Below are 14696 nucleotides of genomic sequence, written 5' to 3' on the forward strand. Positions count from 1 at the left end.
TCGATCAGCTCCTCGTCGTCGACAAGGTCGATCTTGTTCATGTAGACCACCAGCGCCGGAACGCCCACCTGGCGCGCCAGAAGGATGTGTTCCCGCGTCTGCGGCATCGGGCCGTCAGAGGCCGCGCAAACCAGGATCGCGCCGTCCATCTGCGCCGCACCCGTGATCATGTTCTTCACGTAGTCCGCGTGGCCCGGGCAGTCCACGTGCGCATAGTGCCGAGCAGGCGTCTCGTACTCCACGTGCGCCGTCGAGATCGTGATCCCGCGCGCACGCTCTTCCGGCGCCGCGTCGATCTGGTCATAGGCCTTGAATTCGCCAAAATACTTCGTGATCGCCGCCGTCAGCGTCGTCTTCCCGTGGTCAACGTGGCCAATCGTCCCCACGTTCACATGCGGTTTCGTCCGTTCAAACTTTGCCTTTGCCATCGTGGCCTCCTGTTTCGGGTGGCAGGGTGGCCCCTGCCCTACGGGTTATGGGCAGGGCGGGGTTCACCCCGCCTTCCCGTCATGCGTACTTCTTCTGGATCTCGTCCGAGATGTTCTGCGGAACGGCGTCGTAGTGGTCGAACAGCATCGTGAAGACCGCGCGGCCCGAGGACATCGAGCGCAGGTTGTTGATGTAGCCGAACATGTTGGCCAGCGGCACCATCGCGTTGATGACGTTGGCGTTGCCGCGCGTGTCCTGGCCCTGCACCATGCCCCGGCGCGAGGTCAGGTCGCCGATGATCGAGCCGGTGTATTCCTCCGGCGTCACGACCTCGACCTTCATGATCGGTTCGAGCAGCTTGGCGCCGGCCTTCTTCAGGCCATCGCGCATCGCCGCACGCGCCGCGATCTCGAAGGCGAGAACCGAGGAGTCGACATCGTGGAAGGCACCGTCGATCAGCGCCACCTTGAAGTCGATCACCGGGAAGCCGGCGAGGGGGCCCGAGTCCATGACCGACTTGATGCCCTTCTCGACGCCGGGGATGTATTCCTTCGGCACCGCGCCACCGACGATCTTCGATTCGAACGAATAGCCTTCGCCCGGCTCGGTCGGGGTGATGACAAGCTTGACGCGGGCGAACTGGCCCGTGCCGCCGGTCTGCTTCTTGTGGGTGTAGTCGATCTCCGCCTCGCGCGAGATCGTCTCACGGTAGGCCACCTGCGGCGCGCCGATGTTCGCCTCGACCTTGAACTCGCGCCGCATGCGGTCGACGAGGATGTCGAGGTGAAGTTCGCCCATGCCCTTCATGATCGTCTGGCCCGATTCCAGGTCGGTCTCGACGCGGAACGACGGGTCCTCGGCGGCCAGGCGAGCGAGCGCAAGGCCCATCTTCTCCTGGTCGGCCTTCGACTTCGGTTCCACGGCGATCTCGATCACCGGTTCCGGGAAGGTCATGGTTTCAAGGACGACCTGGTTCGACGGATCGCAGAGCGTGTCGCCGGTGGTGGTTTCCTTCAGGCCCGCCAGCGCGATAATGTCGCCCGCAAAGGCTTCGTCGATTTCCTCGCGGTTGATGGCGTGCATCATCATCATCCGGCCGACGCGTTCCTTGCGGCCCTTGGTCGAGTTGACCATCTGGTCGCCCTTCTTGAGCTGACCCGAATAGATGCGCGTGAACGTGAGCGAGCCCACGAAGGGGTCGTTCATGATCTTGAAGGCCAGCGCCGCGAAGGGTTGCGCGTCATCGGCCGACCGCGGGATGTCGCGGGTTTCGCTTTCGTCACCGGGTTTGAAGCCCATGTAGGCGGGCACGTCGAGCGGCGACGGCAGATAGTCGATGACCGAGTTCAGGACCGGCTGAACGCCCTTGTTCTTGAAGGCGGAGCCGGCAGTCACGGGCACGAAGGCCATGGCGAGCGTGCCCTTGCGGATCAGCGCGCGGAGCTGGTCGACCTCGGGCTCCTGGCCTTCGAGGTAGGCCATCATCGCCTCGTCGTCCTGCTCGACGGCGAGTTCAATGAGCTTGCCGCGCCATTCCTCGGCTTCCGCCTTCAGGCTGTCGCGGATGTCGCGGATTTCCCACGAGGCGCCGAGGTCTTCGCCCTGGTAGACCCATTCCTGCATGGTCACAAGGTCGATGATGCCTTCCAGCTTGTCCTCGGCCCCGATCGGCAGCGCGATCGGCGCGGGGGTCGCACCGGTGCGGTCCTTGATCATGCGCACGCACTTGAAGAAGTCGGCGCCGATCTTGTCCATCTTGTTGACGAAGACGATCCGCGGAACCTTGTAGCGGTCGGCCTGGCGCCAGACGGTTTCGGTCTGCGGTTCGACGCCGGCGTTGGCATCAAGCAGGCAGACGGCGCCGTCGAGCACGGCGAGCGAACGCTCGACCTCGATGGTGAAGTCCACGTGGCCGGGCGTGTCGATGATGTTGAAGCGGTGCTTCGGCGACTGGGCCGTGCTGCCGTCCTCGGTGCGTTCCCAGAAGGTGGTGGTGGCAGCCGAGGTGATCGTGATGCCACGCTCCTGCTCCTGCTCCATCCAGTCCATCGTCGCGGCGCCGTCATGCACCTCGCCGATCTTGTGGGACTTGCCGGTGTAGTAGAGAATCCGTTCGGTCGTCGTGGTCTTGCCCGCGTCAATGTGGGCCATGATCCCGAAGTTGCGATACAGATTCAGCGGATACTCGCGTGCCATTTTTCTGATCCTCGGCTGGCCGGATTACCAGCGGTAATGGCTGAACGCCTTGTTCGCGTCGGCCATCTTGTGGGTGTCTTCGCGCTTCTTCACCGCAGTGCCGCGGCCGTTGCAGGCATCGGACAGTTCGGCGGCAAGACGCTCTTCCATCGTGTTCTCGTTGCGGTTCTTCGCGGCCGTGATCAGCCAGCGGATCGCCAGCGCCTCGCGGCGCTCGGGGCGAACCTCGACAGGAACCTGGTAGGTCGCACCGCCCACACGGCGGGAACGCACCTCGAGCGAGGGCTTCACGTTGTCGAGCGCTTCGTGGAACGCCTCGACCGGCGGGCGCTTGAGGCGGGTTTCGACCCGGTCGAGCGCGTTGTAGACGATGCGTTCGGCAACCGATTTCTTGCCGTCGACCATCAGGTTGTTCATGAACTTCGTGATCACCCGGTCGCCGAATTTGGCATCGGGCAGAACTTCGCGCTTCTCAGCGGCGTGACGACGCGACATGGCGCTCTCTCCTTATTTCGGACGCTTCGCGCCGTACTTCGAACGGCGCTGACGACGATCTTTGACGCCCTGGGTATCCAGAACGCCGCGCAGGATGTGGTAGCGCACACCCGGAAGGTCCTTCACCCGGCCGCCACGGATCAGGACCACGGAGTGTTCCTGAAGGTTGTGCTTTTCGCCGGGGATGTAGCTGATCACCTCGAAGCCGTTGGTCAGACGGACTTTCGCCACCTTCCGCATCGCCGAGTTCGGCTTCTTCGGGGTCGTTGTGTAGACCCGCGTGCAGACGCCGCGCTTCTGCGGGCAGCTTTCCAAGTGCTGCGACTTGGACTTTCTTGCGTTGGCTTCCCGGGGCTTCCGGATCAGCTGTTGAATCGTCGGCATTAATCTCGCCCTATGTTGCGACCCGATCGACGTTCGCCCGTCAGCGACGTTCCCGGGGGCATTTCACCGTTGCCGTGCCCTGCGCGTCCGCAAAACACCAAAACCGCATGCGCCCCCTTTGCGCGGGGACGACGCGGTGGAATTCCAGAGGATCGGGGCCGTTCGATGACCCGGATCGTGACCACTTCAGTTGTTGATACCGGCGCGGACAGGGATTCCCGACCGCACAGGTGCGCGCCGTATAGGGGGAGTCGCGGGGGTTGTCAACATCGCCCGCCGTCCCGCTTCGGACGTGCCCCGCCGGTCAGGACGGCGTGCGACGGAGAGGATGGGCCGCGGCAATCGGATCGCGCGTGCCTGCCGTGCGCTCCCGGTGGAAGGTGTAAAGACCGGTCGCGACGATGACGCCCGCGCCGGTCAGGGTCAGCGCGTCGGGGATCTCGGCAAACACGAGCCATCCGAGGATGAGCGCGGCGACCAGCGCGGTGTAGCGGAACGGCGCCACGAAGGCGATCTCGCCCACGCGCATGGCCATGACCACGAAGAGGTATCCGGCGATGAGACAGATCGAGGCCATGGCGATCAGCGCCCACTGATGCAGCGTGACCGGCTGCCAGCCCGTGAAGGGAACGACCGCGGCACCGGTCAGCGCGACCGAAAGCGCGGCGAGGAAGGCAACCGTGACCGAGGAGACCTCGGTCGACAGGCGGCGGGTGGCCAGATCGCGTACCACGACGCAGATCACCGATAGGAGTCCCAGGAGCGACCAGACATCGAACCCCGACAGGCCCGGCCGGACGATCAGCATCACGCCGCCGAACCCCACCGCGATGGCCGTCAGTCGCCGCCACCCGATCGGGGCGCCGAACGCCAGCGCCGCTCCCAGCGTCACCGCCAGCGGCAGTGCCTGCATGATTGCCGAAAGGTTGGCAAAGGGCATCTTCGTCAGCGCGGTCAGGAAGAACACCGTTCCGAGAATCTCGCCGGCCGTCCGCCACCAGAGCGCGGCGCGATCCCCGCGGGCAAAGCGCAGCTTCAGCCCGCCAAGTCGCGGGGCAATGACGACAAGCGCGGCGAGCGTCAGCAGCCCACGCAGCATGATCGTCTGGTAAAGCGGCAATCCGACCGTGACGGCCTTCATGCAGGCATCGTTCAGCGTGAAGGCACACATTGCCGTGGCCATCATCACCGATCCGCGCAGGTTGTCCGAAACGCCCATGCGCGACGGGTATCAGTGCGCCAAATCCTCCGCCAGAGCCTTTGCGCCGTCGCCCGCAAATTCCCGCAAGCGCACCTGCATGGCAGTGGATGGGATGAAAGCGGAACGGCCCCGGGGGTGCCGGGGCCGTTCCTGAATCTGTTCAGTCCGTCAATCGCGGCTTTCGGGCGTATCGACAAGACCGAGTTCGTCATCGGCCACCATGTCGTCGATCGGGGCAGCCAGGGCCGCGGCGTGTTCCGCCTCGTTCCTGCGCGCCTCGATCACCTCCAGGTCGCGTTCGTGGGCGATGCGGCGTACGCGCTGGGTGGCGCCACCCGTGCCCGCCGGAATCAGGCGGCCGACGATGACGTTTTCCTTCAACCCGACCAACCGGTCGCGCTTGCCCTGCACGGCCGCCTCAGTCAGCACGCGCGTGGTTTCCTGGAACGACGCCGCCGAGATGAACGACCGGGTCTGGAGCGAGGCCTTGGTAATGCCGAGCAGCACCGGCTCGCCCACAGCCGGGCGTCCGCCACGGCCGATGACCTTCTCGTTCTCCTCGTCGAACTCCGACTTGTCGACGTGCTCTCCCTTCAGCAGGGTCGTCTCGCCGGAGTCGAGGATCTCGATCTTCTGCAGCATCTGGCGAACGATCACCTCGATGTGCTTGTCGTTGATCTTCACGCCCTGAAGCCGGTAGACGTCCTGCACCTCGTCGATGAGGTAGTCGGCCAGCGCCTCGATCCCCATGATCCGCAGGATGTCGTGCGGCGCCGGGTTGCCGTCCATGATGTAGTCGCCCTTCTGGACGAAGTCACCTTCCTGGACCGGAATGTGCTTGCCCTTCGGCACCATGTATTCGACCGATTGCAGGGAATCGTCGGTCGGCTCGATCGTGATCCGGCGCTTGTTCTTGTAGTCCTTGCCAAAGCGGACGTAGCCGTCGATCTCGGCGATGATGGCGTGGTCCTTCGGACGGCGGGCTTCGAAAAGTTCCGCCACGCGGGGAAGACCCCCGGTGATGTCCTTGGTCTTCGCACCTTCGCGCGGGATACGGGCGATCACGTCGCCGGCGCGGATTTCCTGGCCGTCCTCGACCGAAAGGATCGCGTCGACCGACATCTGGTAGCTGACCGGGTTGCCCTGGTCGTTGCGCACCGGTTCGCCCGAGGCCGGGTCCATCACGATGATCTCGGGCTTGAGGTCGTTGCCGCGCGGCGCGCTGCGCCAGTCGGTCACGATCTTCTGGGTCATGCCGGTCGCATCGTCGGTATCCTCGCGCACCGAGATGCCCGAGATAAGGTCGACGAACCGGGCCTGGCCCGCCTTCTCGGCGATGATCGGCAGCGTGTACGGGTCCCACTCGAACAGCTTCGCGCCCCGCTTGACCGCCTGGCCGTCCTTGGCGTGGACCTTGGCGCCGTAGCTGACCTTGTAGCTTGCCCGTTCCTGGCCCGCCTCGTCGATGATGGCGATCTGCATGGACCGCCCCATGACGATCTGTTCGCCGCTCGCGTTTTCCAGCAGCATCGCGTTGCGGAACTCGACCTTGCCCTCGTGGCTGGCCTCCTGGAAGGACTGCTGGCCACCCTGGGCAATGCCGCCGATGTGGAATGTCCGCATCGTCAGCTGCGTGCCAGGCTCCCCGATCGACTGCGCGGCGATGATGCCGACAGCCTCGCCGATGTTGACCATGGTGCCGCGGGCAAGATCGCGACCGTAGCACATGGCGCAGACGCCCTCTTCGGCCTCGCAGGTCAGGGCCGAGCGGATGCGGACGGACACGACACCGGCGGTCTCGACCGCGTCGGCCTTGCGCTCGTCGATCAGCTCGTTCTTGCGAACGATGACCTCGTCGGTTCCCGGCACCATCACGTCATCCGCGGCGACGCGGCCAAGGATGCGCTCGGACAGAGGCGACACGACCTCGCCGTCGTTGACCGCGGCCGAGGCCGTGATCGCGCGTTCGGTGCCGCAGTCCCTGGTCCGCACGATGCAGTCCTGCGCCACGTCGACAAGGCGGCGGGTCAGGTAGCCCGAGTTCGCGGTCTTGAGCGCGGTGTCGGCCAGACCCTTCCGTGCGCCGTGGGTCGAGTTGAAGTACTCGAGCACGGTCAGGCCTTCCTTGAAGTTCGAGATGATCGGCGTCTCGATGATCTCGCCCGACGGCTTGGCCATCAGGCCGCGCATCCCGCCAAGCTGCTTCATCTGCGCGGGCGAGCCCCGCGCACCGGAGTGCGACATCATGTAGACCGAGTTCGGCTCGAACTCCGCCCCGGCGTCGTCCTTCCGGACGGCCGAGATTTCCGACATCATCGCCGCGGCGACCGCATCGGAGCACTTCGACCAGGCATCGACCACCTTGTTGTACTTTTCGCCCTGGGTGATCAGGCCGTCCATGTACTGCTGTTCGAACTCCTTGACCTGCTCGCGCACGTCATTGACGATCGTCCACTTCTTGTCCGGGATCACCATGTCGTCCTTGCCGAACGAGATGCCGGCCTTGAACGCCTCGCGGAAGCCCATGGTCATGATCTGGTCGCAGAAGATCACCGATTCCTTCTGGCCGCAGTAGCGGTAGACGGTGTCGATGACGGTCTGCACGTCCTTCTTGCGCAGAAGCCGGTTGACCAGTTCGAACGGCGCCTTCGCGTTCTTCGGCAGAAGCGCGCCAAGCCGCACGCGGCCCGGCGTCGTCTCGAAGCGGCGGAAGACCTCGTTGCCCTCTTCGTCGATCTGCGACACGCGGCACTGAATCTTCGCGTGCAGGTGCACGGCGCCGGCTTCCAGCGCGTGCTGCACCTCCTCGACCGAGGAGAAGATCATGCCTTCGCCCTGCATGCCGTCGCGCGCCATCGAGACGTAGTAGAGGCCAAGGACCATGTCCTGCGACGGAACGATGATCGGTGCGCCGTTGGCGGGTGACAGGACGTTGTTCGTCGACATCATCAGGACGCGGGCCTCAAGCTGGGCTTCCAGCGAGAGGGGGACGTGCACGGCCATCTGGTCGCCGTCGAAGTCGGCGTTGAAGGCCGAGCAGACCAGCGGGTGAAGCTGGATCGCCTTGCCCTCGATCAGGATCGGCTCGAACGCCTGGATGCCCAGGCGGTGCAGCGTCGGCGCGCGGTTCAGAAGGACCGGATGCTCGCGGATCACCTCGTCGAGGATGTCCCAGACCTCCGGGCGTTCCTTCTCGACCAGCTTCTTCGCCTGCTTGACGGTCGAGGACAGACCCTTCGCCTCAAGCCGCGAGTAGATGAACGGCTTGAACAGTTCGAGCGCCATCTTCTTCGGCAGGCCGCACTGGTGGAGCTTCAGCTCCGGCCCGGTCACGATCACCGAGCGGCCCGAGAAGTCCACCCGCTTGCCGAGCAGGTTCTGCCGGAACCGGCCCTGCTTGCCCTTCAGCATGTCGGAGAGCGATTTCAGCGGCCGCTTGTTGGCCCCCGTGATGACGCGGCCGCGGCGGCCGTTGTCAAACAGCGCATCGACCGATTCCTGCAGCATCCGCTTTTCGTTGCGCACGATGATGTCGGGCGCGCGCAGCTCGATCAGCCGCTTCAGGCGGTTGTTCCGGTTGATGACCCGGCGGTAAAGGTCGTTCAGGTCGGACGTCGCGAAGCGGCCGCCGTCAAGGGGGACCAGCGGACGCAGTTCCGGCGGGATGACCGGAACGACGGTCAGGACCATCCATTCCGGACGGTTGCCGGATTCCAGGAAGTTCTCGACGATCTTCAGCCGCTTGATGATCTTCTTCGGCTTCAGTTCGCCAGTGGCTTCCTTCAGCTCCTCGCGCAGCTGTTCCGCGGTCGCCTCGAGGTCGATCGCGGCAAGCATTTCGCGGATCGCCTCGGCACCGATATTGGCGGTGAAGGCGTCGGCGCCGTACTGGTCCTGCGCGTCAAGGAATTCCTCTTCGGTCAGAAGCTGGCCGTAGGAGAGGTCGGTCAGGCCCGGTTCGATGACGACGTAGTTCTCGAAGTAGAGGATGCGTTCCAGGTCGCGCAGCGTCATGTCGAGCATCAGGCCGATCCGGCTCGGCAGCGACTTGAGGAACCAGATGTGCGCGACCGGCGCGGCCAGTTCGATATGGCCCATCCGCTCACGCCGCACTTTCTGGAGCGTGACTTCAACGCCGCATTTCTCGCAGACAACGCCGCGATACTTCATGCGCTTGTACTTGCCGCAAAGGCATTCGTAGTCCTTGATCGGCCCGAAGATGCGCGCACAGAACAGGCCGTCGCGCTCCGGCTTGAAGGTCCGGTAGTTGATCGTCTCGGGCTTCTTGATCTCCCCGTAGGACCACGACAGGATCCGCTCCGGCGAGGCGAGCGAGATCTTGATCTCGTCGAACTGCTTCGGTGCGGCCAGCGGGTTGAACGGGTTGTGGCTGTGGGCGATTTCCTGGTTCATTTCCAAATCCTTGAAAGGGGGCGTCGGGGTGCGGGACGGGTGTTGAGACCCATCCCGCGGTGTGGAGTGGAGCTCACTCCTCACCCTCCGCATCCAGGAGTTCCATGTTGAGGCCGAGGCCCCGCACTTCCTTGACGAGCACATTGAACGATTCCGGCACGCCGGCCTCGAAGTTGTCCTCGCCCTTGACGATCGACTCGTAGACCTTGGTCCGGCCCGCCACGTCGTCCGACTTCACCGTCAGCATTTCCTGCAAGGTGTAGGCGGCGCCGTAGGCTTCGAGCGCCCAGACCTCCATCTCGCCCAGACGCTGGCCACCGAACTGCGCCTTGCCGCCCAGCGGTTGCTGGGTGACGAGGCTGTAGGGGCCGGTCGAGCGGGCGTGGAGCTTGTCGTCGACAAGGTGGTGGAGCTTCAGCATGTACTTCACGCCGACCGTGACCTTGCGCTGGAACTTCTCGCCCGTGCGGCCGTCGAACACGTCGGACTGGCCCGAGGTGTCAAAGCCCGCACGACGCAGCGCGTCGTTCACGTCCGCTTCCTTGGCGCCGTCGAAGACCGGGGTCGCGATCGGCACGCCGCCGGTCACCAGCCCGGCCTTCTCGACCAGCTCGCCCTCGTCCATGCCGACGAAGATACCCTCATAGGTGTCGTCGCCGTAGCCGTGGCGCATGGCGTCGCGCACCGGCGTCAGGTCGCCGGACCGGCGGTATTCCCGCAGCGCCTCGTCGATCTTGATGCCAAGCGCGCGGGCCGCCCATCCCATGTGCGTCTCGAGGATCTGGCCGACGTTCATCCGCGACGGCACGCCGAGCGGGTTCAGCACCATGTCGACGGGGGTGCCGTCGGCCAGGAACGGCATGTCCTCGACCGGAACGACCTTGGAGATGACGCCCTTGTTGCCGTGACGGCCAGCCATCTTGTCGCCCGGCTGAAGCTTGCGCTTAACCGCGACGAAGACCTTGACCATCTTCATCACGCCCGGCGGCAGGTCGTCGCCACGGCGCACCTTCTCAACCTTGTCATCGAACCGATGCTCGAGCGCGCGCTTCTGCGCGTCGAACTGGGCGTTCAGCGCCTCGACCTCCTGCGCGTCCTTCTCCTCGGCCAGCGCAAGCTGCCACCACTGGCCACGCGACAGCGAGCTCAGCAGTTCCTCGTCGATGACCGCGTTCGGCTTGATCCCCTTCGGGCCCTTCACCGCGGTCTTGCCCATGATCAGGGTCTTGAGGCGCGCGTAGATGTTGCGCTCGAGAATCGCCTGTTCGTCGTCGCGGTCGCGCGCGAGCCGTTCGATCTCCTCACGCTCGATCTGCAGCGCACGTTCGTCCTTGTCGACGCCGTAGCGGTTGAAAACCCGCACTTCCACCACCGTGCCATAGGCCCCCGGCGGCAGGCGGAGCGAGGTGTCGCGCACGTCGGACGCCTTTTCCCCGAAGATGGCGCGGAGAAGCTTTTCCTCCGGCGTCATCGGGCTTTCGCCCTTGGGCGTGATCTTGCCCACGAGGATGTCGCCCGGCCCCACTTCGGCGCCGATGTAGACGATGCCTGCCTCGTCGAGGTTGCGCAGCGCTTCCTCGCCCACGTTCGGGATGTCGCGGGTGATCTCCTCGGGCCCGAGCTTGGTGTCGCGGGCGGCGACTTCATATTCCTCGATGTGGATCGAGGTGAAGACGTCGTCGCGCAGGATGCGCTCGGAAATCACAATGGAGTCTTCGTAGTTGTAGCCGTTCCACGGCATGAAGGCCACGACCACGTTCCGGCCGAGCGCCAGTTCGCCCTGATCGGTGCAGGGGCCGTCGGCCACCACCTCGCCGCGCCGGACCACGTCGCCCACCTTCACCAGCGGGCGTTGGTTGATGCAGGACGACTGGTTCGACCGCTTGAACTTGCGCAGCCTGTAGATGTCCACGCCGGCATCGCCGATCTCCAGGCTTTCGGTCGCGCGGATAACGATCCGGGTCGCGTCCACCTGGTCGATCACGCCGCCGCGCCGCGCAACGATCGCAGCGCCGGAATCGAGCGCCACCTTCTCCTCGATGCCGGTGCCGACGAAGGGCGCATCGGCCTGCAGGAGCGGCACCGCCTGACGCTGCATGTTCGAGCCCATCAGCGCGCGGTTGGCGTCGTCGTTCTCAAGGAACGGGATCAGCGCGGCAGCGACAGACACAAGCTGCTTCGGCGACACGTCGATCAGGTCCACGGCGTCAGGCGGGTTCAGCATGAACTCGCCCGACTGGCGGGTGGAGACGAGGTCGTTGCGGAACCGGCCGTCTTCGTCAAGCTGCGCGTTGGCCTGCGCAACCGTGTGGCGCATCTCCTCGGTCGCCGACATGTAGACGACCTCGTCGGTCACCTGGCCGTCGCTGACCTTGCGGTAGGGGGTTTCGATGAAGCCGTACTTGTTCACGCGGGCGAAGGTCGCCAGCGAGTTGATCAGGCCGATGTTCTGGCCTTCCGGCGTCTCGATCGGGCACATCCGGCCATAGTGGGTCGGGTGCACGTCGCGCACCTCGAAGCCCGCGCGTTCGCGGGTCAGACCGCCCGGCCCCAGGGCCGAGAGACGCCGCTTGTGCGTCACTTCCGACAGCGGGTTGGTCTGGTCCATGAACTGCGACAGCTGCGAGGACCCGAAGAACTCGCGCACCGCGGCCGCCGCGGGTTTAGCGTTGATCAGGTCCTGCGGCATCACCGTGTCGATCTCGACCGAGGACATGCGTTCCTTGATCGCCCGCTCCATCCGCAGAAGGCCGACGCGGTACTGGTTCTCCATCAGCTCGCCGACGGACCGCACCCGGCGGTTGCCGAGGTGGTCGATGTCGTCGATCTCGCCCTTGCCGTCGCGCAGTTCGCACAGCGCCTTGATGCAGGCGACGATATCCCCGCGATCGAGCGTGCGCTGGGTATCCGGCCGGCCAAGGTCGAGCCGCATGTTCATCTTGACCCGGCCGACGGCCGAAAGGTCATAGCGTTCCTTGTCGAAGAACAGCGTGTCGAAGAGCGCCGATGCGGCCTCGACGGTGGGCGGCTCGCCCGGACGCATGACGCGGTAGATGTCCATCAGCGCCGAGTCGCGGTTCCAGTTCTTGTCCGCGGCCATGGTGTTGCGGATGTAGGGGCCGACGTTGACGTTGTCGATGTCGAGCACCGGAATCGTGGTGATTCCGTTGTCGAGAAGCACCTTCAGCGTGCCGCCCGAAACCTCGCCGTCGCGGTCGAGCGTCTGGGTGATCTCGTCCCCTGCCTCGACATAGATGGCGCCGGTCTGTTCGTTGATGATGTCCTTGGCGACGAAGCGGCCGAGGATGTGGTCGAACGGAACCAGAAGTTCCGTCACCTTGCCCTCGTCGATCAGCTTCTTGACCATCCGCGGCGTGACCTTGTCGCCCGCCTTGCAGATCACCTCGCCGGTGGCCGCGTCGACGAGGTCATAGGTCGGACGCGTGCCGCGCACGCGCTCGGGGAAGAACCGGGTCACCCAGCCCTTGTTCTTGACCAGCTTGAAGTCGACCGTGTTGTAGTAGGCATCCATGATGCCTTCCTGATCGAGGCCGAGCGCATAGAGCAGCGTCGTCACCGGCAGCTTCCGGCGACGGTCGATGCGGGCAAAAACGATGTCCTTTGCGTCGAACTCGAAATCGAGCCAGGAGCCGCGATAGGGAATGATCCGGCAGGCAAACAGCAGCTTGCCCGAGGAATGGGTCTTGCCCTTGTCGTGGTCGAAGAACACGCCGGGGGAGCGGTGCATCTGCGAGACGATGACCCGCTCCGTCCCGTTGACGATGAAGGTGCCGTTCGGCGTCATCAGGGGCATGTCGCCCATGTAGACGTCCTGTTCCTTGATGTCCTTCACCGACCGGGCGCCGGTATCCTCGTCGACATCGAACACGATCAGGCGCAGCGTGACCTTCAGCGGCGCTGCATAGGTCATGTCGCGCGACTGGCATTCGTCCACGTCGTACTTCGGCTTTTCAAGCTCGTACTTCACGAACTCGAGGATCGCATGCTCGTTGAAGTCCTTGATCGGGAAAACCGACTGGAACACGCCCTGGATGCCCTCGCCATCCGCAGGCTTGGGACCGTCTCCCGATTTCAGGAAAAGGTCGTAGGAGGATTTCTGAACCTCGATGAGGTTCGGCATCTCCAGGACTTCGCGGATCTTGCCGTAGTATCTGCGGATGCGCTTCTGGCCAACGGTCGCTTGCGACATGCTCGTCGTCACCTTTCGTCTCTTCGCGCGGGTCGCGTCGCGTCGGGGTCACGCGTGCGTCCGCTTGCGAGTAGGGGGTCGGTTCCATTCATGCCTGCCGTCCCACCGGCGGGCTCCCGAACCGAACCCGGCCTGGGAAGGGACAGCTTCGTGCCGATGCCCCTTCCAAGACGGGTTCGGCTGGGCCCGGCTTTCGCCGGACCCAGCCTGATATTCTGGGGGAGCCTGAGTGGCCCCCGACCGGATTACTTGAGCTCGACCTTCGCGCCAGCGGCTTCGAGCTTCTTCTTGATTTCCTCGGCTTCGGCCTTCGGCGCGGCTTCCTTCACCTTGCCGCCGGCTTCCACGAGGTCCTTGGCTTCCTTCAGGCCAAGGCCGGTGATCGCGCGGACTTCCTTGATCACGTTGATCTTGTTCGCGCCGGCATCAACCAGAACGACGTCGAAGTCGGTCTTTTCTTCCGCGGCTTCGGCAGCAGCGCCCGCAGCGGGGCCAGCCATCATGACGGCGCCGCCGGCGGCGGGCTCGATGCCGTATTCGTCCTTGAGGATTTGCTTCAGTTCCTGGGCCTGGAGCAGCGTGAGGTTCACGATCTCTTCGGCGAGTTTTTTCAGATCAGCCATTTCTCTCATCCGTTCATAAGTTGGGTTCCAACGTCAGGGCAAGCGACCCCACGAAGGCACTGATTGCTCACGCGGCTTCCCGCTCTTCGAGAGTGGAAAGGATGCCCGCGATGTTCGAAGCAGGTGCGCCAATGGCCCCGGCGATGTTCGAAGCAGGCGCGCCGATGCAGGACACGATCTGAGCGATCAGCTCTTCACGCGACGGCATCGAGGCGACGGCTTTCACACCGGCCGGATCCAGGGCCGTGTTGCCCATCGCGCCACCAAGGATCACGAACTTGTCGTTCTTCTTGGCATAGGCGTCCGCGACCTTGGCTGCAGCCACAGGGTCTTCGGAGTAGGCGAGCACGGTCATGCCCGTCAGGAGAGAGCCGATGCTTGCGCAGGGCTTGTCCTCAAGGGCGATCTTGGCGAGCCTGTTCTTGGCGACGCGGACGGACCCGCCGGCGGAACGCATGTCCGCACGAAGATCCTGCATCTGAGCAACCGTCATGCCTTCGTAGTGGGCAACCACCACGACGCCAGAGCTTTCGAAGATCTGGCCGAGTTCCTCGACCACTTTCTCTTTCTGGGCTCTATCCACGGTTTAACTCCAAGATTGGGGGTTTCCCCCCGGCTCACTTGTGTCCCGGACTGGGGTCCGGAACGTTCGGGTCCGTGATGGTCCCGAGGCCAGATCGCCCGAGGTAGCCCCCGGAAACTGTCTCGTTTCCCATCTCAGGAAGGATTTATGGGGTCGCCCCCG

Annotated in this window: 9 protein-coding genes; all 9 read right to left on the minus strand. The window is 64.5% G+C overall.

The window, feature by feature from the left end; all coding sequences use genetic code 11:
- The coding region (locus N5I32_RS14950) for a GTP-binding protein (RefSeq protein ID WP_261496705.1) at positions 1–428 on the minus strand (428 nt) is incomplete at its 3' end.
- Between the two features lie 79 nt (positions 429–507).
- Positions 508–2625 (minus strand): elongation factor G, encoded by a 2118-nt coding sequence (gene fusA, locus N5I32_RS14955; protein WP_261496706.1) that lies wholly within the window; start codon positions 2623–2625, stop codon positions 508–510.
- A 24-nt stretch (positions 2626–2649) separates the two neighbouring features.
- Entirely contained in the window at positions 2650–3120 is a 471-nt protein-coding gene (gene rpsG, locus N5I32_RS14960; RefSeq protein ID WP_261496707.1) for a 30S ribosomal protein S7, read from the minus strand.
- A 12-nt stretch (positions 3121–3132) separates the two neighbouring features.
- Positions 3133–3504, minus strand: a complete 372-nt coding sequence (gene rpsL, locus N5I32_RS14965) for a 30S ribosomal protein S12 (RefSeq protein ID WP_107674699.1) — start codon at positions 3502–3504, stop codon at positions 3133–3135.
- Positions 3505–3808: 304 nt separating this feature from the next.
- Positions 3809–4723: a DMT family transporter gene (locus N5I32_RS14970; RefSeq protein WP_261496708.1), complete on the minus strand. Its 915-nt coding sequence runs from the start codon at positions 4721–4723 to the stop codon at positions 3809–3811.
- 150 nt (positions 4724–4873) lie between these two features.
- Positions 4874–9118: a DNA-directed RNA polymerase subunit beta' gene (gene rpoC, locus N5I32_RS14975; RefSeq protein WP_261496709.1), complete on the minus strand. Its 4245-nt coding sequence runs from the start codon at positions 9116–9118 to the stop codon at positions 4874–4876.
- A gap of 73 nt (positions 9119–9191) precedes the next feature.
- Positions 9192–13328, minus strand: coding sequence for a DNA-directed RNA polymerase subunit beta (gene rpoB, locus N5I32_RS14980; RefSeq protein WP_261496710.1), 4137 nt, complete (start codon positions 13326–13328; stop codon positions 9192–9194).
- Positions 13329–13573: 245 nt separating this feature from the next.
- The gene (rplL, locus tag N5I32_RS14985; RefSeq protein ID WP_261496711.1) at positions 13574–13951 is read right to left on the minus strand and encodes a 50S ribosomal protein L7/L12; all 378 of its coding nucleotides are present in this window, start codon (positions 13949–13951) and stop codon (positions 13574–13576) included.
- 67 nt (positions 13952–14018) lie between these two features.
- Positions 14019–14534: a 50S ribosomal protein L10 gene (gene rplJ, locus N5I32_RS14990; protein ID WP_261496712.1), complete on the minus strand. Its 516-nt coding sequence runs from the start codon at positions 14532–14534 to the stop codon at positions 14019–14021.
- Positions 14535–14696 lie beyond the last annotated feature (162 nt).

The sequence above is a fragment of the Albidovulum sediminis genome (assembly GCF_025380365.1).
Lineage (GTDB): Bacteria > Pseudomonadota > Alphaproteobacteria > Rhodobacterales > Rhodobacteraceae > Albidovulum > Albidovulum sediminis.